The sequence below is a fragment of the Nitrospirillum viridazoti CBAmc genome (genome assembly GCF_000730165.1).
Classification (GTDB): domain Bacteria; phylum Pseudomonadota; class Alphaproteobacteria; order Azospirillales; family Azospirillaceae; genus Nitrospirillum; species Nitrospirillum viridazoti.
Map to the genome: position 1 here is coordinate 446,096 of NZ_CP022113.1, position 22,542 is coordinate 468,637.

The window sequence follows — 22,542 nt, forward strand, 5'->3', positions numbered from 1 at the left end:
GGGTATAGTGCGGCATGCCGAACATCACAAGGATTATTTCCCTGGCACGTTGTATCCAATAGCCTCAACGCATCTCGCGCTTTTAGCGCAAGCCTGTGCCGGATGGGATGCTGGCGTCAACTGTGACGTGTGTCGGAGGGTAGGGGGAAAGGGCGGGGCTTGTCGGCCCGGCGCTCAATCGCCGCTGCCAGGCGCGGTTTCCCGCATCCGCGTGAGGACGGGCAGCACCAGCAGGGCGACCAGGGCGATCATGACGCCGGGAGCCAAGGGCCAGGCCGTGCGGGTCACCAGCGCGTGGGCGATGAAGGGCGTCAGTCCGCCGAACAAGGCCGTTGCCCCGGTGGCACCCAGGGCCAGGCCCGTCAGCCGCCCTTCGCCGGGAAACTGCTCGGCCGTCGCCACGGCACCTACCGCGCTGACACCGCCTGCCACCGCTGCCAACAGGATGGCCCCGACCAGGGCCCGGCTGGCAGACCCGCTGGCCATCAGCCAGAACAGGGGCGCCGGCAACAGCGCGCTTCCCAAGGTGAGGCCGATCAGCACGGGCCTGCGCCCCACGCGGTCCGACAGCGCGCCTATGGCCGGCGTCACGGCGATGACCGCCACGGCGGCGAGGGTGGACAGCCACAGCGACATGTCTTCGCTCAACGACCCTGTGGAGGTGAGGAAGGCCGGAACATAGGTGATACCGACATAATAAGTGATCGACCCCAGCGCGGAGATGGCGAATGACCGGAAGATGCCCGCGCGATGATGAATGAGGGCGTAGGCCAGGGGGCGGGCCGGCGCCGCCCCGGCCGCGGCCTGCCGCTCGAAGTCCGGGGACTCCTCCATGGCCGACCGCGCGATCCAGACACCACCCGCCAGCCCGGCCCCCACCAGGAAGGGGACGCGCCAGCCCCAGGACGCCAGGTCCGTCGCGTCCAACAGGTGTACGGTCAGCGCGGACATGCCGACAGCCAGCAGGCCGCCCACCTCGCTGGCCGCCGAGGCGCAGGAGGTGACCAGACCCCGCCGCCGCGGCTTGGTCCCCTCCAGCAGATAGGCCACCACGCCGGTATATTCCCCGCCCACCGAGAAACTCATGACACAGCGCAGCACCAGCAGCAGCCACCCGGCGGCGGCACCGATGGCCGTATAGGTCGGCAGCAGGGCCGTGGCCAGCATCGCCAGGCTCATCATGGCCATGGACAGCAGCATCATGCGTCGGCGCCCGAAGCGATCGCCAACGTGGCCGAACGCCACGGCCCCCAGTGGCCGCAGCAGGTAGGCGATGGCGAATCCCGCCAACGCGGTGATCAACGACCCCTTGCCGTCTCCGAAAAAGATGCGGGCAATGATGGGCGCGAAATAGAGATACAGCGTGAAATCATACCATTCCACCACCGTGGAGAACGCCGCGATCGCCATCGAGCGCCGGGAAACGGTTGGATTTGCCTCGGGCAGGGGCTTCAGGTCATCCACCGCGGTTCTCCCTTGTCGCCGATCCTGCGCCAGGGTAGCGGCCTTGGTGTGCGCACTCCAGGATGGAAACCAACCCGCGGATAATGTTGGAAAGTCGCACTTCGTTTTTGAGTCCACCATTCTCCACGCCGCCCTTCTGCCAAGGACTGTGCGGATCGCAGAAGTAACAGTCCGCCGGAACAGTCCGATAGCCCATGAACTCGGTACCGCGATCAAAGGTGATGGTTTGCCGGGCGGGCGCGGGCAGGGGCGTCAGGAGAGCCGATAGACTGGCCGCCAACGGCCCGGCTCGGCGATCCTCATTGGCTTGCAGGATGAGATAGCGGCTCTGGCGCTCCTGCAAAGAGGTCACGTTGGCTTTACCGAATGCCCTGGCAAACAGAACCAGGTCGCATTCCCAATGGCCGAACTCACTGCGATCCGCCACGCTGGCAGGCCGGGCGGTAATCCAACGCTCCGGCGGGATCGCACCCTGGCGGGGCTTGCGGCCCCGCAGTCGGCGTCGGCGATGCCTGACCATCGCTAGAAGGGCAAACAGACCGTCGCGCCGGCCTTCGGCACTGTAAACATACCTGTAGATGGTCTCATGAGAAACACAGCCGACAACCTCCGGTTCCACCTTCAGCCGCCCGGCGATCTGTTCCGGCGACCAGCCCGCACGAAGCTTCGACAGCACGTGGGCCAGAAGCGCCGGATTACGGGCCAGCTTGGCACAGCCATGCCGCCGACGGCCCGCCGCCCGATGCGCCGCCACGCAATAGTAGCCATGATAGCCATGGCCCCAGCGGTCTCGCTCCGCCGTGTGGTAGAAGTGACGCGCAATCTCCCGATAGACCGTCGACCGGTGCCGACCCAGTGTCGAGGCCAGGGCCGCAACCGAGAGACCGGCGATAAGACCGGCCTCAATCAGCCGACGTTCCGACAAATCCAGGTGAGAGTAGTGAGACCCCATTTGCGACCTCCTGTCCAACTCACTGAGAACGTTGGAAAGTCGCACTTCGTTTTTGAGTCCACCCGCCTACATACGATGTTTCAACCGGATAGAAGTGTCAGGGTGTCCCGCAAAGTAGAACTGTCAGTGCTGGGGGTGGGCGGGGAGCGGAGCCGAAGGCGCAGTGGACCGGCCACCCCCAGCACACAGTGACGTCGAGCCCCTCTTGCGACCCGGCTTTCCCCCCGTCTTGGCATAACCGATGCGCTCGCTATTGGTCTGCACCTGGGGCGCAAGCCTGGTGTCCTGCATCGTCCTGATCTCTGCCAGAACCGCCGACAGCCGCTTGTTCTCAACCACCGCCCCCGGGCTCACCCGCTGGGTCTTGTCGAACTCGGTGTAGGGCAGGGCAACGCCCTGCCAGCGGAACTCCACCCGCCCGTCGGCAAAGGCGTAGCTGTCCACATACTGCCCCACCAACCCCCGCGTCACCGCCGTCTCTTCCAGCATCACACGCCGGCGCTCATACGACAGCGTCAGCTGCCGCCCCACATACCGCCGCTCCCGCCAGCACAGGATGTCCCCCAACCGCTCAGCCAAGGCTCCTAGCGGTCGGTGCGCGTCCTCCGGCCGGGCAGGGACCACGGCAAACCGCGCGTTGAACCGCTCCATGAATCCGGGCAAAAAGGCGTTCCCCGCCGCCATGTCGCTGATCCCCGCCAGCCGCAACTCCTTCACCAGCCGGTCCTGCAGCGTCCGGTTCGCCCGCTCAACCCGCCCCTTCGCCTGGCTGGAGTTCGCGCACAGAATCTCGATCCCCAACTCCGCCAAGGCCCGACCGAACTGCGTCATCCCTTGCCCCGTCCGCGCCTCCGCCTTCGCCACCCGGAACACCGTGTGCTTGTCGGAGTAGAACGCCACCGGCCGCCCATGCCGCGTCACATACCCCTCCAGCGCCGCGAAGTAGCTGAACGCGCTCTCCGACGCCGCGAACCGCAGTTCCATCAACCGGCCCGTCGCATCGTCGATGAACACCAGCAGGCTGCACGGGCCCGCCCGGTCCTCAAACCACCGATGCTCGCTGCCATCGATCTGAACCAGTTCGCCCAAGCGCTCCCGGCGCAGGCGAGGGCGGTGGAACTGACGTCGCTGATGCCGCGACACCCACAACCCCGCCGCGGACATCCACCCCCGCAGCGTCTCCCGCGACACAGCCAGCCCATGACGCTCCGCCAACTGCTCCGCCGCCAGCGTCGGACCAAAATCCGCGTAATGCCGCTGCACCAGTTCCAGCGCCAACTCGCGCAACCCAGCACCCAGCTGACGGTTCGACGGCCGCCCTCGCGCCTGGTGCACGATGGCACCACCGCCGCCTGACCGATACCGGCCCAGCAACCGCCATACCTGACGCTCGCTCAAGCCCAGAACAGCCGCCGCTGACGACACCGTCAGCCGGCCGCCCACGACATCCGACAGCACCTCAACCCGACGAACATCCCGTTCGCTCATCACGACCCAGCCCACCGCAGCCTCCCACGTCGGACACAGCCAACCGGAAGACTGACAGTTCTACTTTGCACAGGCCTGACATTTTAACTTTGCGCCTACATACGAAAAAACCGATAAGGATAATTATGGAAATTATTCAATGAGTGTGCTCTGAAGGCGACAACATCTCGTATGCGTCCCGCTTAGCCCCGCTTTGGCGGAAATGGGGCCGTGGACCGGCGGGGAATGAGCGTGGGTGCGGAAACCCTGATCCTGTCGCTCACGGCGATCGGATCCTCCGTCAGCAAATCAAGCGCGACTGACGCAATCTGGTCGAAGGGCACCCGCAACGTGGTCAACGGCGTTGGCAGATGGCTGACGATGGGGATGTCGTTGAACCCCACGATGGAGACGTCGCCCGGCACCGCATACCCCATTCTGGCAAGCGCCGACAGGGCGCCGATGGCCGTGTTGTCGTTGACCGCGAAAACGGCGGTGGGCTTGGGGTCCAAGCGCATCAAGGCCAAGGCCGCCTCCGCACCGGACTCAATGCCGAACGTTGACTCGACGATGTAGGCGGGGTCCTGCGACACCCCGGCCTCGGCGAGCGCCTGCTTATATCCCTCAACGCGACCCCGCGCGCTGGATGCATAAGAAGGGCCGGCAATCAGGCCGATGTGGCGGTGCCCCAGGTCCAGCAGATGCCGGGTGGCGAGATACCCGCCCAACATGTCATCCCCCACGGAGGACAGGCTGCGGCCATCCGTGCGCAGGGCCAGGACATGAGGCACGCCGCGCCGCGTCAGATCGTCCGGGAAGTCGTCATCCTGCCGGGCGGTGGACAAGATCAGGCCGTCAACCCCCCGCCGCAACAAGGTTTCCGCCGCTATCCTGTCGGCCTTGGGTCTGTCGTCCGTCGTCGCGACAATGGCGAAGCGTCCGGAACGGACGCAAGCCTTGGTGAGCGCCTCATAGAGCATCGCCATCGCCGTGTCCGTCAGGCGCGGCACAATCACGCCTATGGTCATCGTCTTCCCTCGCCGCAGGCTGGCGGCCGAGACGTCACGGATATAGCCGAGACCGGCGGCCACCTGCCGGACCCGCCGGGCCGTTTCGCTGTCCGACTGCGGCAACCGCTCATCCAGGATGCGCGATACGGTGGACTTGGACACCCCTGCCGCCGCCGCCACATCGTGCAGGGTCACACGACCCGGGGTCACTCGCGCCGAGCCGCCAGCCATGTCTTCCTTTTCCGTCAAGAGACTCTCCCCGCCATCGACCTGACGCTGCCGCGCAGGCCCTGCCCTGCCTTCTGTATGCCCCAAGATGGGGCTTGACTCCAGTAGGCTTTGGATCGATCGTGGGAACGTTCCCGCGAACGATCCCTGCCCGAATGATGGGACGTCGCCTGAAACCGATAACTGTGAGGAAACCCATGAACGCGCCCATCTCCCGACAGGAGAAGTCTGCCTTTCGCACCCCCGTCATGGATTTGCGTGGCCTGAGCCCGGCCCCGGTGACGGCCTTCACCAAGGACGGCAAGGTGGATTACGAAGCCAACGCCGCGCTGGCGAAATGGCTGGTCTCCATCAACGGGGTGAAGAGCCTGGTTTGCCTGGGGCACGCCGGTGAAGGCACCTTCCTGACCCAGGATGAGCAGGTGAAACTCATTGAAACGCTGGTGGAGGCGGTGGGCGGCCAAGTCCCCATCATCGCCGGCATTACCGGCGAAGGCACCGAAGTGGCGGCAAAGGAAGCGCGCCGCGCCGCCGACGCCGGCGCCATCGGGGCGCTGGTCTACCCGTCCCATGGCTGGCTGCGTTTCGGCTTCCAGGACGGGGCGCCGCAGGATCGCTACAAGGCCATCCACGAAGAGTCCGGCCTGCAGTGCATTCTGTTCCAGTACCCCGACGTCACCAAGGCCAGCTACAACCTGAAGACCCAGTTGGAGATCGCCGCCCAGCCGGGCGTCGTGGCCACCAAGAACGGCGTGCGCAACATGCGTCGCTGGGACACGGAAATCCCCGTCCTGCGCAACGAGTTCCCCGATCTGCAGATCCTCACCTGCCATGATGAATACCTGCTGCACACCATGTTCGATGTGGACGGCGCGCTGGTCGGATACGGCAACGTGGCGCCTGAGTTGCTGGTGGAGTTCATCGCCGCGGGGAAGGCCAAGGACTATCCCAAGGCCCGAAAGATTCATGACCAGCTGCTGCCGGTCACCAAGGCCATCTATCATCGCGGGTCGCATATGGAGGGCACGGTGGCCCTGAAGATCGCGCTGGTCGCTCGCGGCATCCTTGAAAACGCGACGATCCGTTCGCCCCTTCGGGACCTGTCCCCTGAAGCGGAGGCTGAGATCAAGGCCGCGCTGAAGGCGGCGTCCATCATCTGATTCCGGCTGCGGGGCACCCCAGGTCCGCTGGGGTGCCTTGACCACCCATATAAAGACAATAAGACATGCCACGCGCCCGGTACGCTGGGGCGGGAAGGCGTGCGTCCAGAGGGAGGGGTCAAATGGATATGATCTTGATGGACGACGCGAAGCGACGGAGCGCCACGTCCATGACCGAAGGTGCCCGCCTCATCGCCCGGCTGGAACGCCTGCCGGCAACCAGGCCCGTCATGTGGGCGCGCGGATGTGTCGGCATGGCGACTTTCTTCGATGGGTACACGACCATCGCCATCGCCTACGCCATGCCCATCCTGTCGAAGGAATGGGCGCTGACGCCGGCGGCCACCGCCGCCATCATCTCCTCCGGATATTTCGGCCAGCTGATCGGCGCGGTCATCTTCGGCTGGCTGGCTGAGCGCCTGGGGCGCCTGCCCGTCCTGGCCATCGCCATCGCCATCTTCGCCGCCATGAGCTGCGCCTGCATTTTCGCCTGGGACGCGCACTCCCTCATGCTGTTCCGCTTCCTGCAAGGGATAGGAACAGGCGGCGAAGTCCCCGTGGCCAGCGCCTACGTCAACGAGTTGTCGGGCGCCAAGAAACGGGGGCGCTTCTTCCTGCTGTACGAGCTTCTGTTCCTGGTGGGCCTTACATCCGCCGGCGCCATCGGCCTGGTGCTGGTTCCTGAGGCCGGGTGGAAGGCCATGTTCATCGTAGGCATGGTGCCGGTCGCCCTGGTCATACCCTTGCGCTTCTTCCTGTCGGAAAGCCCGCGCTGGCTGATCGGCAAGGGGCGGCTGGCCCAAGCGGAGGCCATCGTGGCCCGCCTTGAGGCGAGCGCGATCCGCAGCGGCAAGGTTCTGCCGGAACCGGCCGTTCCCACGACGGTGATCGCCCCAAAAGCCCAGGGCTCGGTGAAGGAGCTATTCGGTCCACTCTATGGCCCGCGGACGCTGCTGCTGTGGGTCATGTGGTTCGGCGCCTACATGATCAACAACGGCTTGGTCACCTGGTTGCCGACCCTTTACAAGACGGTCTTCAACATGCCGGTCGGACAGGCCATCGGTTATGGCTTCATCACCACCGGCGCCGCCTTGGTGGCCTCCTTCATCTGCGCACTGGTCATCGATCGGGTCGGCCGCCGCCGCTGGTATATCGGTGCCCTGGCCTTCGCCGTCATCCCGCTGGCGGCGCTCTATCTGCAGGGGGCGAGCAGCGCGCTGACCGTTCTGCTGCTCGCCACCCCCGCCTTCGCCGCCGTCCAGACCGTCACCTATTCCCTCTACCTCTACTCGGGCGAATTGTACCCGACGCGCCTGCGCTCCTTAGGGGCCGGCCTGGGCAGCGCCTGGCTGCGCGCCGGATCCATGGCGGGGCCCTGGGTGATCGGCATGGTCGTCGCCCAAGGCTCCGTGGCGCCCGTCTTCCTGGTCTTCGCTGTCGTATCGGCCGTCACGGGCTTGGCCGTGTGGCTGCGGGCACCGGAGACGACCGGCAAGTCCCTGGAAACCCTGTCGCCCTAGATCTGGGCCGTCCGATCACACGTCAAAATTTCAACGGGAAATTTCAACGGAACTTCGCGCGAGACGAAGTCCGAAAGGGGAGGCTTTATCCATGAAAACGCTGGCGGTGCTGGCGGGGTGCATCATCTTGGGCACGACCCCCGGCCTGGCTGAAACCACACCTGAAACCGTTCAAGAGAAACCGGCTACCACCGCTGAAGGTCAGGCGGCGCCGAAAACTGAGGCCGATCGCGCCCGGATCATTCCCCAACTCCACATCCTTCCACCCCCCGGAAGCGGGTTCACACCCCCTCCCCCCGACGGCCCCTTCAGGGACATTGGCCAAGCCTTGGCCGACCGGGGCGTTTACCTGCGCGCCCTGGTCGTGGATGAGTTCGCGGCCAACACCACGGGCGGCCAGGGACAGGGCAAGGCGAATTCACTGGCCACCCCCTTCGGCACCGACCTCGACCTCGATAAGATGGTCGGCTGGACGGGCGCGACATTCCATATGTCGATCAATGACTCCATCGGCACATCCCTGGCCGCTGAGCATACCTTGAACGCCGTCAGCTTTCAGACCCGCTTCAAGACCTACCACAACATGCGCCTTTCCGCCCTGTCGCTGGATCAGGACCTGTTTGATGGCAAGATCAACATCACCGGCGGGCGCGTCTCGGCACTGACGTTCTTTAACGCCTCAACCATTTACTGCAACTTTCAGAATAATTCCGTCTGCTTCAACCCCGCCGTCCTGCCGATCCAGAACAAGACCTTGTCCTTCTTTCCCTACGGCACCTGGGGCGGGCGGGTGAAGGCCAACCTGTCCAAGACCTTCTATGTCCAGGCGGGGGCGTTCGAAGCCAACACTTCCCTCATCCCCACCAACGGGTTTGACTGGTCGACCAAGGGCGGGACCGGCGTGCAAACCGCGGGGGAGATGGGCTTGCAGTCCGCATCACCCCTGGATGACTATGCCTACCATGTGCGTCTGGGCGGTTTCCGCAACACCTCCCCCGTTTCCGACCCGTTTCTTAACAGCCGCGGCGTGTCACGCATCGCCTACAAAGGCGCGGCGCTGGTCCACGATGAAGGCCAAACCGGCTGGTACGCCATGGGGGACATGGTCGTGGCCCGCTTCAGCGGGGACCGGCAGCGCAACCTGACACTGTTCGGGGGTATGATCGGGTCAACCGCGGACTACACCCAATTCAAGAAGCAGACGTTGCTCGGCTTTGTACTGACGGGGCCATTCGAGAGCCGGCCGGACGACACCTTCGGCATCGTCGGCAGCTATATCCAATTGGGCCCGCGTGAGGTGGATTTCCTGCGCGCCTCGCGTGCCGCGGCCGGCGGCACGGATCCGGTGCACAACGCCGAAAGCATCTTTGAAATCAATTACGGCTACAAGGTCGCGCGCGGCATCAAGGTCAGCCCCAACATCCAGTACGTCCTGGACCCGGATAACATCCTGCGGCCCGGCGCCGTCCATCAATCCAAGGACATCCTGGCATTCGGCGTGCGCCTTTCGGTCGAGTTGGGCGCCGTGTTGGGCTTCCCCGTCTGGCGATAGGGCACAGGCGCCGGCGTGCAGGCGGGATATGCCTGCACGCCGGGCTTGGTTCTTTATCGCGCGCATCCCCTCACCGTGGCCTCCATGCGGACGCGGCGGCCATGAAGGCGGCCGTTTCATCATGCGCCTCCTGGTTCTCGGGCGGGAAATAGCTGAGCTTCACGACCACGGTGCGGGTCGCGCGGTCGACGAAGATGTACTGGCCCTGCAGGCCGATCGCCTGGAAAGCGTGGTCGTTGGGGATCCACCATTGATAGCCGTAGCCCGGGCCGGGCCCGCCGGTGGCCTTGGTCGATTCCCGGACCCAGGCGGCGGGGACGATCTGATGGCCGTTGGCCTGGCCGTCCTGCAGCATCATCAGGCCGATGCGCGCGTAGTCGCGCGGCGTGGCGTTGAAGCCGGCGCCGTTGAACTCGCGGCCCACGCCGGGCGGCCCGTCCATGATGAAGAAGCCATCCCGCTCCGCCCCCAACGGTTCCCACAGGCGTTGGGCGGCATAGGCGGCGATGGTGCTGCCGCCGCTGACGCGTTCCAGCAGCCAGCCCAGAACCGCCGTGTCCAGGGTCTTGTACTGCCAGACCTCGCCCGGCGCATGCGCGCGCTTGACGGTCCGTGCCGCGTCGGCGAAGCGGACGACGTTCTCCACCAGGGCAAGTTCATGGTTTCGGGCGGCAATGCCCGGGTTGGCGAAGTCGTAACGCTCCTCATAATCGACGCCGGAACGCATCTGCAGGACCTGGCGGATGGTGGCGCCGTCATAGCCGCCGCCCTTCAGTTCCGGCAGGTACTGGGTGATCCTGTCATCCAGGGATTTGATGCGGCCCTCCTGCACCGCGCAGCCGATGAGGATGGACGTGATGGACTTGGTCATCGACCAACCCATGAGGCGCGTCGCCGCATCGGTGTTGTTGCGGTAAACCTCCGAGACGATGCGCCCGTCCTTCAGGATCAGCAGGGCGTTGGTGTAGGTGCGTTCCAGGAACTGGTCCGCCGTGTAGCGCTGGCCCTTGAAGGAATAGGTGAAGTCCAGCGCGTGGTCGGACCGCGGCAGTTCCCACACCGGGCCGGAGCGCGCGACGGTCCGGGTGGTGAACAGTTGGTCCATGTCCCGGAAGGTCAGCGCGTTGACGTCGGCGTCGTTCATCTTGCGGCGCAGATCCTGGATCGCGGGCGGCACCGTCGAGGCCGGCAGCGACGGGTCGGGGACCGGCGCTGGATAGGCCAGCACCCCGCACGGGGCCAGCAGGACCATGAGAGCGAGCACCCGGCCCCTTACTTTATCGACTTTCATCATTCCCCCCTGTTCATGGCGATGTCGCCGGAACGTGGCCGGCCTTCACAAGGCCTGGTTCGCGCGTCCGTACCGATAATGTTAAGGGGGGTGCGAAGGGCTGGCGGCTCCCAAATGGGATACGGGACGTCAGGGTACTGCTGCCGCCAGCCGGGGCGCGTCCGCCAGGCCGCCGCCTTGCGTCAGGCTGACGGCCAGCGACGCGCAAACCCGCCGCACCAATTCCGCCTGGCGGGGACAGCCCGCCTTGGCCAAGGCCCGCTTCAATTGAATGCGCGCCGTCCCTTCCGCGATCCCGCGCCGGTGCGCGTATTCCGCCACGGAAAGGCCATCGCACAGTCCGGCGGTCAGGCGGGCCTCGGCGGAAGACATGCCGAAAAGCCCGGCGATGGACGCGGGGGACAGGTTCAGGGGCCGCCCGGGCTCGCGCAGCAGCAACAGCACCGGGCGCGGCTGTCCCGGAACCTGGACCGGCGCCGGCGCCCATCGCGTGGCCATGGCCATGACCTGGACAACGGCGTCCCCTTCCATCCGCCCCAACGTCAGAAGAAGCGGCCGCTCTACGGCTTCCCCGGCGGCGCGCGCCAGCAGCCGGCGAAAGGGGATGGCGTCGGCGGGCAGGACAGCGCGGACATGGCCCGCGCTTTGCCGGATCACGGGGGAACCCGCAAGGATGGCGCGGGCCGACCCATTCGCCCATATCAGGCGCCCGCCGCCATTACAAAGGACGACGCCGGCGCCCAGCCGCTCACTGGCGTCCGCCAGCAGGTCGGCCTTCAGCGTCGCCATGTGCAACTGCTCACCCAGCGCGACGGCTTGGCGCAAGTGCGGCAGCAGCGTCACGGCCAGTGCCTCTTCTTCCGCGCCCATGGGCCGGGGGCAGTCAGCCGAGCGATGCAGCACCAGCGCCAGGAAGCGGCCGGGCGACAGTTCGATGATGCCGCTGAGGTTGGCGCCCAGGTTCAGCGCCCGCCGCCGGCGCTGAACCTCCCTCAGGTCAGCGGAGCCGGGCGGAAAAATATCCTCATCCCGCGTAACCGCAGCGTGGCGCGGCATGGGGTCACCGGCGCCGACGCGCAGCCGGGGATTGCTGTCGTTGTTGAAGACCCGGTCATGTTCGCGCCAGTGGGCCGATGAATAGGAATCCCTCACCGTCCAGACCGGATGAAAACGGCCATCCCGGTGGTCCAGCACTTGGACCACCGCGCTGAGGGCGGACATGCGGTCGCGCAACTGGTCCAGCACCGCCGGCCATCGTTCTGGGGCGGACGGGCACGCATAGAGATCAAGCAGCAACTCGTGCATCGCCCTCCCCTATTCTTATCCTCCATAACCTTATGTCACGGTGGAAGTTTTGGATATGAGGATCGCGATGGGCGACTTGATCACCACCCCGGCATGCGCAGCACCGGCTTCACCGTCCGTCCGGCTTCGGCGTCGTGGATGGCCTGGTTGACCTCCGCCAGGGGGTAGAAGGTGATCAGCCGGTCGAAGGGAAACTGCCCGGCGAGGTACAGGTCGATCAGGGCCGGGATGAACTGGTGCGGGTCGGCGTCGCCCTCGACGATGCCGCGCACGCTGCGGCCGCCGCTCATCAGATGGCCGCCATCCACCGGCAGGGTTTGGCCAAAGGGCATGGCGCCCACCAGGCCGCAGACGCCGCGCGGCGCCAGGCAGCGGACGGCGTCGCCGACGACGGCCAGGCGGGCGGTGGTGTCCAGGGCGTAATCGACACCCACACCGCCTGTCAGTTCCATGATCCCGTCCACCACGGATGCGCGGGTGGGATTGAAGGCATGGGTGGCGCCCAGTTCCCGCGCCAAGTCCAGCCGGGCCTCCACCAAGTCGATGGCGATGATGGGGGCCGCCCCCATCACGCGGGCCGCCATCACGGCGCTGAGCCCCACGGCCCCGGTGCCGAAGACGGCCAGGGACCGGCCGCGCGCCACCCGCAGGGCGTTCATGACCGCGCCCGCCCCGGTCAGGACGCCACAGCCCAGCGGCCCCAGGATCTCCAGGGGCGCCGTCGCCGGCACCTTCACCACGTTGCGTTCAGGACACAACGCGTGGGTGGCGAAGGAGGATTGGCCGAAGACGTTGCCGCCCAGCACCCGCCCTTCCCCCGGCCAGCTCAGGCCGCTGCTGCCATCGGCGCGCCGACCGCTGAAGTTGCGGCCGAAGAAATCATGGCAATAGGCGGGAACATGGTCGTGGCAGGACGGGCAGACGCCACAGGAATTGAAGCTCATGACCACGCGGTCGCCCGGGGCGACGTAGGTGACGTCCGCCCCCACCCGCACGACGATGCCCGCCCCCTCATGCCCCAGCACCGCCGGCGGCGGTACCGGCAGCTCCTGGTCGCGCATGGCCATGTCGGTGTGGCAGACGCCGGTGGCCACCACCCGCACCAGCACCTCATCGGGACGGGGGTCCTCGATCTCCACGGTTTCCAGGGTCAGGGGGGCCTTGATGCCGTGGGCCACGGCGGCGGTGATCTGCATGGGTCGCTGCGTCCTTGGCAGGTCAGAAGGGATAGGCGGGGGCCTGGGGTTGGGTGGTGGTCCAGCGCCAGGTGGTGAACTCGTCCCAATTGGCGGGGCCGCTGATGCGGCTGCCGTTGCCGGAGGCCCCCATGCCGCCGAAGGGCGCCTGGGGTTCGGCCACCACGGTCTGGTCGTTGATGTGCAGGTGGCCGGTGCGCAGGCGGGCGCCCAGGCGGGCGGCCCGATCGACATTGGCGCCGATGACACCGGCGGCCAGGCCGTAGTTGCCGCGGTTGGCCAGATCCACCGCCTGGTCGTCGTCGGCGAAGGCCGTGACCACCGCCACCGGCCCGAAGATTTCCTCCTCGAAGGCCGGCATGCCGGGGGTGACACCGGTCAGCACGGTGGGGGCGTAGCAGCGGCCGTCATGCGTGCCGCCGGCCAGCAGCTTGGCGCCGGCCGCCACGCTGGCCTCGACGATGGCATGCACCCGGGCCACCTGGCCGGCGTCGATCAGCGGGCCGATGGCGACACCGTCCAGCGGGTCGCCCACCGGCAGGCCCCGTGCCTTGGCCACCAGGCGCTCCACCAGGGCGTCGTGCAGGCTGTGGTGCACCAGGATGCGGCCGGTGCTCATGCAGATCTGGCCCTGGTGCAGCCAGGCGCCCCAGGCGGCATTGCGGGCGGCCAGGTCGATGTCGGCATCCTCCAGGATGACCAGGGCGTTCTTGCCGCCCAGTTCCAACTGCACCTTCTTCAGGTGGCGCCCCGCCAGCTCCCCCACCGCGCGGCCGGCGCCGGTGGAGCCGGTGAAGGTGATCATGGCGATGTCGGGGTCGGCGCACATCGCCTGCCCCACCTCCGCCCCGCCGGGCAGGATGTGCAGCAATCCGGGGGGCAGGCCGGCGGCGGCGAAGGCCTGGGCGATGAGGAATCCGCCGGAGACGGGTGTGCGGGGATCGGGCTTCAGCACTACGGCATTGCCGGCGGCCAGGGCCGGCGCCACCGCGCGGATGGACAGGACCAGCGGGAAGTTGAAGGGGGAGATGACGCCCACCACGCCCAGGGGCACCCGCTCCGCCACGCTGGTGCGCGGCGGGGCCGAGGCCAGGATGTGGCCGCGGGGCTCCAGCGCCATGGCGGCGGCGTGGTGCAGGAAGCCCAGCGCGTGCTCATGCTCCACCTGCGCCTTGCCGCCGGCGGAGCCGCCCTCGCGCATCAGCCAGCGCACCACGACGTCGCCCATGGCGCCCATCACCCGCGCCGCGTCCTCCACCACCCGGGCGCGGGCCGCAGCGAGCAAGGCGGCCCAGGCCGGCTGGGCCGCCCGCGCGGCCTGGCCAGCGGCGCGGACATCCGCCGGATCCGCCCGCCCCACCAGGGTGAGGAGCCGGCCGGTCGCCGGCTCCGTCACCTCGATCACCCCGCCCCGAGCCGGGACCCAGGCGCCGGTGAAAATCCGCCCCTCGCCTGGGGCATCCCCGGACGTGTTCCATGGGCCATCAAGGTGGGCGTCAGATGCATCGGACACCAACTGCTTGGTCATTTCTTCTTTCCCGGGATCAGTATTTGTATTTCAGGGTGGCGAACCACTGGGCCGGCGGGCTGTAGGTGCCGAAGATGACGCCGGCGGCGTCGTTCTCGTTGCCGGTTGTCAGGTAGCGGTCGTTGGTGATGTTGCTGCCGCCCACCGTGGCCTGCCAGCGTTCGTCCGCCGTGGTGTAGGTGACGGAGGCGTTGACCACGTTGGTCGACTGCCGCTCCAGCAGTGCGGTGTTGGCGGTGTCGTTGTACATGGGATTGGTGTGGGTATAGTCGACGGTGACCCGCAGGCTGGCGCCGTTGGCCAAGCCAACCGTGTAGGCCGGGCTGACGCTGAACTTCAGGTCCGGCGTCTTGGGCAGGCGGCTGTCCAATGTCACGCCCACCACACGGGGATCGACGCTGGTGTAGCGGGCGTGCAGGTAACCCAGCGTGCCGTCCAGGGTGAAGCCGCCGCCCAGCAGGGCCTGCGCCTCCACCTCACCGCCCCAGATCTCGGCGTCGCCGGCGTTGTGCAGGGTGGGCGACACCCCTTCCTGGAAGTTCAGCTGGATGCCGGTGTAGTCGGTGTGGAAACCCGCCACGTTCAGGCGCAGGCGCCGGTCCAGCAGTTCCGACTTCACGCCCAATTCCACCGTTTCCGCCTTTTCCGGGCCGAAGCCGGGGGCGGTGCCGAGCGGGTTGGACAGGCGCGTGGTCCAGCTGCCCGACTTGAAGCCCTTGGACCAGGACGTATAGGCCATGACGTCGTCGGTCAGGTGGTATTCCGCGCCCAGCCGGGGCGTGAAGATGTAGAAGTCCTTGGTGTTGACGCCGGCGGGGTAGTAGCGCAGCGGCTCCCCCGCCACGGGGAAGCCCAGGGCCGCCCGGCAGGCCTCCGACACCGGATAGCAGCCGGAAATCTTGTAGTTCAGGCCGTTCAGGTCGGACTGGAAGCCCTCGAACGTCTTGTGTTCCCAGGTGTAGCGGCCGCCCAGCGTCAGGCCGATGCGGTCGGTCAGCTGATAGTTCAGGTGGGTGTAGGCGGCGACCGAGGTGGTATCCAGCTTATTGGGCCCGTCCAGCTGCAGCAGCCCTTCGTCGAAGGTGACGTAGTCGTGCAGGTTGCCGCCCTCGTTGAAGAAATAGAGGCCGTTGACGAAGTGCAGGCGGCCGTCCAGTGCCTTGCCCGTCAGCTGGAATTCCTGCGAGGTCTGGTGTTGGTCCATGCTGAACGACAGCTCGGCGATGGTGAGCGGCGAGCCATCGGCGTCCAGTCCCGTGCGCCACAGCAGGCGGCGATAGGCGGTGATGGACTTCAGGTCCAGATCCTCACCCAGTTCCCAGTCCAGGGTGTTGGCGATGCCGTAGGATTGCAGGCGGGAGAAGCTGAGGCCGTTGCCGTAGGTCTTGTCGATGTCGCCCGTCAGGAACTGGTTGCCGAAGGTCAGGCGCGGACCCGTGGTCAGGGCGGTGCCCACCACCGCTCGGGGCACGGTGCACAGGTTGGTGAAATTGGGGTTGCCGCCCACGCCGCTGATCGCGTTCAGGGTCGCCACCGGCAGGGTGACGCAGGCGTTGTAGAGGGCCGACAGGCCGCCGCCCGTCACCGTGCCCAGCAGGCTGTTGGCCGTGGCCGACTGGTCCTCTTGCGTGTAGTCAGCGACCAGCGTGTCGGTGACGGGGCCGGACCCTTTCCAGTAAAGCTTGGCCCGCACCGTCTGGCTGTTCTGCCCGCCTTGGGTGTCCGAGGTGCCGTTGCCGGAACGGGAGAAGGCGGCCGCGTCGGTCACCGTGCCCGCCGCCCCGGGATAGGGCACCACCTGCTGATAGCCGTCCCGTTTCTTGGAGGAGACGGTGATGGTGCTGAACAGGGTGTCGGTCAGGGGGATGTCGGCGGAGGCGCCGACGTCAATGCGGTTGAAGCTGCCGCCGGTGATGGCCGCCGTGGCGTGATACTGCTCCGACGGTTGGCGGGTGACGATGCTGATGGCGCCGCCGATGGTGTTGCGGCCGAACAGCGTGCCCTGCGGGCCCTTCAGCACCTCGATATGGTCGACGTCCATCAGGTCGCTGTTGGCGCCCACGGTGCGCGCCAGATAGACGCCGTCGACGTAGACGCCCACACCAGGGTCCAGGTTGAAGGCGAAGTCATCCTGGCCGATGCCACGGATGGAGGCGGAAAGGACGGAGGTGGAGCCGGAAAAGGGCGAGCCTGCGTCCAGGGTGACGTTGGGGGCCAGGCCGCCAATGCGTTGGACATCGTCGATGCCTTTGCCCTCCAGCGCGGCGGCGGAAAAGCTGGAGACGGCGATGGGCACGTCCTGCACATTTTCCGCCCGCTTCTGCGCGGTCACAATCACGTCCTGCAACTGGTCGACTACAGGGGGCGTTTCCGCCGCCAGGGCCGCCGGCGCCACCACCAGGGCCGAGACGCCGGCCAGCAGGCCCCAGCGCCGCAAGCCCGGCACATGCATGGCTATCCTCATCCTCATCACCTCCCGTTCCTGCCCAGGCCTTGGAAACCGGCCCGGTTATCGATGACGAAGAAGAACACGGGGTGCCGCACCGGATCTTGGAACGGAGCGAAGGGGATTTGACGCGAGGCGAAGGGAAAGACGGGCGGTTCACAGTGGGCCGCGATAGTCCCCCCAGGCGACACGTAGCGCAGCGCGCGGATCGCCCTCCTCCCGATCCGTCGTGTCGATGATACGCGTCAGGCGGGTGCCCGCGTCGTATGTCGGCCAGCCGGGCGATATGCCGTCAGCGAAGTTCAGAAAGGCGCCTTGGAAGCGCTGGCTGACCCGCTTGGACGTCTGGCGGCAGAACAGGTCGAGGCGACCCAAATCCCCCTCCCCCGTCGTGCCGAACAGCAACGGCAGATCCAGCGCGTGGGTGGCGCCGCCAAACATCAGGCGGGCCAAGGGCGTCGCATAGTCGATGCGGTACATCCAGGTGTCAGCGACGTCCGCGTGCCCTTCGGCGATCAGGACGGACGGCGCCCAGAAGATGAAGTCGCCCCCCATGTCGATCGCCGACCGGCGGGAGGGGTAGCCGCGATAGGCCGGGGCCACGCGGCCCCGCACGGCCGGGTCCGTGGCCTGGAACATGGCGTCCAGCCGGTTCACGCGGCTGGGCAGCAGGGGCAGTCCCTTGTCGAGGATCGCCCCCTCGCGCGCCATGGTGCCGATGACCAGCGGTATGGGGTGGGCCTTTCCCTGGCGGAACGCGTCCACCGGATGCCAAGGCAGGAAATCGCCGTCGATGACCGGTGAGGTCGCCAGGACGCCGGGGTAGGCGTCCGGTCCCTTGTCAAAGAACAGGTGGAAAGACGCCTCCACCAGCCGGTCGGCGGGCAGATGACGCAGAGTCTGCCCCACGGCCGCCATGTCCGTATGATCGATCTCCAACGCGGCCAACAGGTCGCGTGCCAGACCGGCATGCCGCTGCGGGCCGTAGGCGCACTGGGCGGCCGGACTCATCACGAAGGCGCGGTGGAACAGGCCGGCGGCGACGGGCGCGCACATGAGGCACAGCACTGACATGGCACCCGCCGAATGGCCGGCCAGGGTCACGTTGGCCGGGTCCCCGCCGAAGGCGGCGATGTTCCGTTTCACCCACGCCAGGGCGGCCACCTGGTCACGCAGGCCCACGTTGCTGTCCAGGGGGCCGGCGGGCGTGGACCAAGCACTGAAGTCGCTGAAGCCGAAGACGCCGACCCGGTAGTTCAGGCTGACGAAGATGACGTCGCCGTCCTTGACGATGCGGTCACCGCGATAGAGCGGGCCGCGCGAACCACCCAGGGCGAAGGCGCCACCGTAAAGCCAGACCACCACGGGGCGGGGCGCCCTGGCGGGCGCGAGGGGTGCCGTGATGTTGAGGGTCAGGCAATCCTCGGACATGGGCGTCGTGTCGCCGGCGCCGCCCATGTGTTCGAACCCGCGCCGCTGCATGGGAATGGGGCCGAACTCATGCGCGGCCCGGACGCCCCGCCATGGCACAACGGGGCGCGGCGCGCGCAAGCGCAACTCCCCCACCGGCGGTGCCGCGTACGGGATCCCGCGCCAGGCCCTCACCCCGTCCTCGACCATGCCGAGGACGTCACCCCCTTCCGTCCGTACCCGAAGGGTGTCCGTCTGATCCATCGCCAACATCCGAGTCCCCTTGGCCAACGCACCGCATGTGGGCCCTGAGCGGGCCGCCGGACGCAGCTAACCATGCGCGTGGGCGGGAGTTCTTGGCACTGGGCGAAAGGAACTTGGCGTGGGGCGAAAAGACGTGCCCGCCAGCCTTGCGGCGACATTTTCGCCATCACAATTGTTGTGTCATATAACAATCATGGCTATGCTGACGACAAGCAGCGTTCCGGTGGGCAAGCGGCCCATTCTGCGGACGTCCGAAACAGGGAGGAAAAAGAGCCATGGGCCTCATGGAGCGCTTTTCCGTGGACACCATAGCGCCGGAACAGCGGCGGGCGTGCTGGAACGACATCGTCGCCCAGGCCTTTCCGAACGTGGCCGTCGACCCCCGGGACGATGGCTTCACCGCCCATCTCGTCCGCCAGCCCCTCGGGCGGCTGGACTTCGCCTATGTCAATTCCAGCCCGGCCAAGGTGTGCCGCCTGCCGCAGGGCCGCCCGCACGCGGCGGAGGAGCCCTATTTCAAGATCCACGCCCAACACCGGGGCAGCAGCCTCAACCGTCAAGGGGGGCGCGAGGCTTGGCTGAACGACGGCGACTGGACGCTGTGCGACAGCCGCAGCCCCTATTCCATCGCCTTCGCCGACACCAACCAGATGCTGGTGGTGAAGCTGCCGCAGTCGCTGCTGACCCGGCGGGTGGCCGATCCGGAACGCCTGGTCGGGGTGCGCATGGGGGCCGACCGGCCGGAATCCCGTATGCTGCTGTCGCTGCTGCGCTCCCTGGCGCCGCAGGCCGATCTGCCGACGGAACCGGGCTGGACCGGCGCCGTGGCGGACATCCTGCTGGACGTGGTGGCCTTGGCCTGCCGCGGCGACGCCGCGTGTGAGCCGGCGTCGGACGGCGACGGCGTTCCGGCCCGGGGCGCGCTGGCCCACTGGACCCGGCAGGTGCGGGGGCACGTGGACGCCCATTTGCGCGACCCCTGCCTGAACAGCGCCCGCATCGCGACGGCGTTGGGCATCTCATCCCGCTATGTGCAGATGGCGTTCGCCAGCCTGGGCACCACCGCGACCGCCTACATCCTGGCGCGGCGCCTGGAATTGGCCGCCGCCACGCTGCGACAGGCGCGTGATGCCGCCGGCGGCACCATCAGCGACATCGCTTACGATGTCGGCTTCAACGATCTGTCCCACTTCAGCCGCAGCTTTCGCGCCCATTTCGGCGTCAGCCCCCGCGCCTACCGCGCGGGCCGGTTCGCCGCCTGACCCCATTATCGAACTAACCAACCCAAGAGGGGTCGTGCGACCCCGTGACAGGAAAACAGGACCATGACTGCCGATACCGTTGCTTACCATGTCGCCGATGGCATCGCCTGGGTGCGCTTCAACCGGCCTGAAAAGCGCAACTGCATGAACCCCGCCCTGAACCGCCGCATGATGGAGGTGCTGGACGAGTTGGAGTTCCGCGACGACGTCGGCGTGCTGGTCCTGTCGGGTGAGGGCAGCGCCTGGTCGGCCGGCATGGACCTGAAGGAATATTTCCGCGAGACGGAGGCCAAGGGCCTGGGCGCCGTGCGCCAGTCGCAGCGGGAAAGCTATGGTTGGTGGCGGGCCCTGCGCTGGTACCAGAAGCCGACCATCGCCATGGTCAACGGCTGGTGCTTCGGCGGCGGTTATGGCCCGCTCTACGCCTGTGACCTGGCCATCGCCGCCGAGGAGGCCAAGTTCGCCCTGTCGGAGATCAACTGGGGCATTCTGCCCGGCGGCGGCGCGACCAAGGTGGTGGTCGACCTGATGCCCCTGCGCGACGCCATGTACCATGCCCTGACCGGTGAACTGATCGACGGCAAAAAGGCCGCCGAATGGCGGCTGGTGAACGAGGCGGTGCCATTGGATCAGTTGCAGGACCGGGTGACGCAGGTGGCCAGGATGCTGCTGGAAAAGAATCCGGCGGCGCTGAAGGCCACGAAGGACGCGGTGCGCCGGGTCAAGGAGATGACCTACGATAATGCCGAGGACTATCTGGTCCGCGCGCAGGAGGCGGCCAATTTCCATGACAACACCGGCCGCAAGGAAGGCATCCGCCAGTTCATCGACGAGAAAAGCTACAAGCCCGGCCTGGGCGCCTACCGGCGGGGATAAGGGCGCCGCCCCTTCCCCATCCATCCCCCCTCGGCAACCGCGAAGCCCGCCGCCATGACCGTGCCCCCCTCCTTCCTGCCCGCACCGGACCCGGTCGCCTTCCAGGCGGCGGCGCAGCCGGACACGCTGGCCCTGGCCGACCTGACCAGTGGCCGGCGGTACACCTATGCCGCGCTGGACCAGGCGGTGAATCGCTGCGCCGCCTGGCTGGCGGCAACGCTGGGCGCCCCCGCCGGCCAGCGCGTCGCCGTCCTGGGCCGCAACGACGCGGCCATGATCGTGCTGCATCTGGCCGGCGCGCGGCTGGGGTCCATCTTCGCGCCGCTGAACTGGCGCCTGACCGTGCCGGAACTGGCCTTCCAGGTGCAGGACGCCGAACCCGCCCTGTTGCTGGCCGATGCCGAGTTCCTGGAAACCGCCCGCCGGGCGGCGGATGGCACGGGGACACGGGTCGTGACCCTGGCGTCGGCCAAAGCCGATTGGGACCAGGCCATCCCCATCCGTCCGGCCTGCCCGCCTCATGCCGACGCACCCAGCACCCTGCTCTACACCTCCGGCACGTCCGGCCGGCCCAAGGGCGCCCTGCTGACGGAAAGCAACCTGTTCTTCACCACCATCAATTTCGGGCTGATGAACAGGATCAGCGGCGGATCCGTCGTGCTGTGCGACATGCCGCTGTTCCATGTGGTGGGGCTCGTGTCGCTGGCGCGGACGCCGTTGACCCACGGCGGCACGCTGCTGGTGTCCCGGGGGTTCGAGCCGGCGGCGACCCTGACCCGGCTGGCCGACCCGGCTCTGGGCGTCACCCACTACATGTGCGTGCCGCAGATGGCCCAGACGCTGCGCCAGCATCCCGACTATGACCCGGCGCGGCTGCGGCGGCTGGTGGCCCTGTGCACCGGCGGCGCACCCATGCCGGCCGCCCTGATCCAGCGCTTCTGTGACGATGGCATCACCATCGCCGACGGCTACGGCATGAGCGAGGCGGGGACCGTTCTGGGCATGCCCCTGGGTGACCGGAACCGCATCGCCGCCAAGGCGGGGTCGGCCGGCATCCCCGGCCCTACGGTGCGCCTGCGCCTGGTGGACGATGAAGGGCGGGACGTGCCCGACGGCCAGGTGGGAGAGGTCTGGATCAGCGGCCCGAACCTGTCGGCCGGATACTGGCGCCGTCCGGAACTGCCCACCCTGGCGCAACTGGGCGGCTGGCTGCGCACCGGCGATGCTGCCCGGCGGGACGCCGACGGCTATTACTACCTGGTGGACCGCAAGAAGGACATGTTCATCTCCGGCGGGGAAAACGTCTATCCGGCGGAGGTGGAGGCGGCGGTCATGGAACTGGACTGCGTGGCCGAGGTCGCGGTCATCGGCGTGCCGGACGAACGCTGGGGGGAGGCCGGCTGGGCCTATGTCGTGGTCCGGGCCGGACAGACCGTGACGCCGGAGCAGGTGCTGGCCCATCTGGATGGCCGCATCGCCCGCTATAAGCGTCCCCAGCGGGTGCTGATCGTCGAAAGCCTGCCCCGCACCGGATCCGGCAAGGTGCAGAAGCATGTGCTGCGGCAGCAGGCGGCGGCGGATTGAACAAGGAAATGGCTGGCGGCCCTGTGA

Annotated in this window: 16 protein-coding genes; 6 read left to right on the forward strand and 10 right to left on the reverse strand. The window is 67.3% G+C overall.

What is annotated here, in order from left to right; all coding sequences use genetic code 11:
• Window positions 1-174 precede the first annotated feature (174 nt).
• From Y958_RS29850 to Y958_RS29865, 4 genes are all read right to left on the reverse strand, one after another.
• Window positions 175-1,464 (reverse strand): MFS transporter, encoded by a 1,290-nt coding sequence (locus tag Y958_RS29850; RefSeq protein ID WP_211098805.1) that lies wholly within the window; start codon window positions 1,462-1,464, stop codon window positions 175-177.
• Window positions 1,457-2,416 (reverse strand): IS30 family transposase, encoded by a 960-nt coding sequence (locus Y958_RS29855; RefSeq protein WP_088875550.1) that lies wholly within the window; start codon window positions 2,414-2,416, stop codon window positions 1,457-1,459. Before Y958_RS29855 ends, Y958_RS29850 begins: the two co-directional genes overlap by 8 nt.
• A gap of 123 nt (window positions 2,417-2,539) precedes the next feature.
• Window positions 2,540-3,919, reverse strand: a complete 1,380-nt coding sequence (locus Y958_RS29860) for an ISNCY family transposase (protein ID WP_088871506.1) — start codon at window positions 3,917-3,919, stop codon at window positions 2,540-2,542.
• Window positions 3,920-4,086: 167 nt separating this feature from the next.
• Entirely contained in the window at window positions 4,087-5,142 is a 1,056-nt protein-coding gene (locus tag Y958_RS29865; RefSeq protein WP_244909700.1) for a LacI family DNA-binding transcriptional regulator, read from the reverse strand.
• A gap of 176 nt (window positions 5,143-5,318) precedes the next feature.
• On the opposite strand from Y958_RS29865, the gene Y958_RS29870 reads away from it, so the two are divergent.
• From Y958_RS29870 to Y958_RS29880, 3 genes are all read left to right on the forward strand, one after another.
• A complete protein-coding gene (locus tag Y958_RS29870) occupies window positions 5,319-6,281 on the forward strand; it encodes a dihydrodipicolinate synthase family protein (RefSeq protein ID WP_211098806.1) in 963 nt (320 codons plus the stop codon).
• A 122-nt stretch (window positions 6,282-6,403) separates the two neighbouring features.
• Window positions 6,404-7,801 (forward strand): MFS transporter, encoded by a 1,398-nt coding sequence (locus Y958_RS29875; RefSeq protein ID WP_244909701.1) that lies wholly within the window; start codon window positions 6,404-6,406, stop codon window positions 7,799-7,801.
• Window positions 7,802-7,892: 91 nt separating this feature from the next.
• Window positions 7,893-9,353, forward strand: coding sequence for a carbohydrate porin (locus Y958_RS29880; protein WP_088875552.1), 1,461 nt, complete (start codon window positions 7,893-7,895; stop codon window positions 9,351-9,353).
• 70 nt (window positions 9,354-9,423) lie between these two features.
• Here Y958_RS29880 and Y958_RS29885 read toward each other — a convergent pair whose 3' ends face one another.
• From Y958_RS29885 to Y958_RS29910, 6 genes are all read right to left on the reverse strand, one after another.
• A complete protein-coding gene (locus tag Y958_RS29885; RefSeq protein ID WP_211098807.1) occupies window positions 9,424-10,647 on the reverse strand; it encodes a serine hydrolase domain-containing protein in 1,224 nt (407 codons plus the stop codon).
• A gap of 126 nt (window positions 10,648-10,773) precedes the next feature.
• Entirely contained in the window at window positions 10,774-11,949 is a 1,176-nt protein-coding gene (locus tag Y958_RS29890) for a helix-turn-helix transcriptional regulator (RefSeq protein WP_088875553.1), read from the reverse strand.
• An 80-nt stretch (window positions 11,950-12,029) separates the two neighbouring features.
• The gene (locus tag Y958_RS29895; RefSeq protein ID WP_088875554.1) at window positions 12,030-13,145 is read right to left on the reverse strand and encodes an NAD(P)-dependent alcohol dehydrogenase; all 1,116 of its coding nucleotides are present in this window, start codon (window positions 13,143-13,145) and stop codon (window positions 12,030-12,032) included.
• A 22-nt stretch (window positions 13,146-13,167) separates the two neighbouring features.
• Window positions 13,168-14,673: a benzaldehyde dehydrogenase gene (locus Y958_RS29900; RefSeq protein ID WP_088875555.1), complete on the reverse strand. Its 1,506-nt coding sequence runs from the start codon at window positions 14,671-14,673 to the stop codon at window positions 13,168-13,170.
• Window positions 14,674-14,689: 16 nt separating this feature from the next.
• Window positions 14,690-17,137, reverse strand: a complete 2,448-nt coding sequence (locus Y958_RS29905) for a TonB-dependent receptor (protein WP_211098808.1) — start codon at window positions 17,135-17,137, stop codon at window positions 14,690-14,692.
• Between the two features lie 138 nt (window positions 17,138-17,275).
• Window positions 17,276-18,793, reverse strand: a complete 1,518-nt coding sequence (locus Y958_RS29910) for a carboxylesterase/lipase family protein (RefSeq protein WP_211098809.1) — start codon at window positions 18,791-18,793, stop codon at window positions 17,276-17,278.
• A 275-nt stretch (window positions 18,794-19,068) separates the two neighbouring features.
• Here Y958_RS29910 and Y958_RS29915 point away from each other — a divergent pair, with 275 nt between their 5' ends.
• The 3 genes from Y958_RS29915 to Y958_RS29925 all read left to right on the forward strand — a co-directional run bounded on the left by Y958_RS29915 (window position 19,069) and on the right by Y958_RS29925 (window position 22,515).
• Window positions 19,069-20,055, forward strand: a complete 987-nt coding sequence (locus Y958_RS29915; protein ID WP_088875557.1) for an AraC-like ligand-binding domain-containing protein — start codon at window positions 19,069-19,071, stop codon at window positions 20,053-20,055.
• A gap of 63 nt (window positions 20,056-20,118) precedes the next feature.
• Window positions 20,119-20,931 carry a p-hydroxycinnamoyl CoA hydratase/lyase gene (locus tag Y958_RS29920; RefSeq protein ID WP_088875558.1) on the forward strand — a complete coding sequence of 271 codons (813 nt, stop codon included), beginning with the start codon at window positions 20,119-20,121 and terminating at the stop codon, window positions 20,929-20,931.
• A gap of 54 nt (window positions 20,932-20,985) precedes the next feature.
• Window positions 20,986-22,515 carry an AMP-binding protein gene (locus Y958_RS29925; RefSeq protein ID WP_088875559.1) on the forward strand — a complete coding sequence of 510 codons (1,530 nt, stop codon included), beginning with the start codon at window positions 20,986-20,988 and terminating at the stop codon, window positions 22,513-22,515.
• The last annotated feature ends 27 nt before the right edge of the window (window positions 22,516-22,542 follow it).

Coding starts and splice junctions, on each gene's coding strand:
- Y958_RS29895 (WP_088875554.1), bottom strand. CDS start 13,145: ATGCAGATCACCGCCGCCGTGGCCCACGGCATCAAGGCCCCCCTGACC.
- Y958_RS29910 (WP_211098809.1), bottom strand. CDS start 18,793: ATGGATCAGACGGACACCCTTCGGGTACGGACGGAAGGGGGTGACGTC.
- Y958_RS29905 (WP_211098808.1), bottom strand. CDS start 17,137: ATGAGGATAGCCATGCATGTGCCGGGCTTGCGGCGCTGGGGCCTGCTG.
- Y958_RS29925 (WP_088875559.1), top strand. CDS start 20,986: ATGACCGTGCCCCCCTCCTTCCTGCCCGCACCGGACCCGGTCGCCTTC.
- Y958_RS29875 (WP_244909701.1), top strand. CDS start 6,404: ATGGATATGATCTTGATGGACGACGCGAAGCGACGGAGCGCCACGTCC.
- Y958_RS29915 (WP_088875557.1), top strand. CDS start 19,069: ATGGGCCTCATGGAGCGCTTTTCCGTGGACACCATAGCGCCGGAACAG.
- Y958_RS29880 (WP_088875552.1), top strand. CDS start 7,893: ATGAAAACGCTGGCGGTGCTGGCGGGGTGCATCATCTTGGGCACGACC.
- Y958_RS29855 (WP_088875550.1), bottom strand. CDS start 2,416: ATGGGGTCTCACTACTCTCACCTGGATTTGTCGGAACGTCGGCTGATT.
- Y958_RS29870 (WP_211098806.1), top strand. CDS start 5,319: ATGAACGCGCCCATCTCCCGACAGGAGAAGTCTGCCTTTCGCACCCCC.
- Y958_RS29900 (WP_088875555.1), bottom strand. CDS start 14,673: ATGACCAAGCAGTTGGTGTCCGATGCATCTGACGCCCACCTTGATGGC.
- Y958_RS29885 (WP_211098807.1), bottom strand. CDS start 10,647: ATGATGAAAGTCGATAAAGTAAGGGGCCGGGTGCTCGCTCTCATGGTC.
- Y958_RS29890 (WP_088875553.1), bottom strand. CDS start 11,949: ATGCACGAGTTGCTGCTTGATCTCTATGCGTGCCCGTCCGCCCCAGAA.
- Y958_RS29920 (WP_088875558.1), top strand. CDS start 20,119: ATGACTGCCGATACCGTTGCTTACCATGTCGCCGATGGCATCGCCTGG.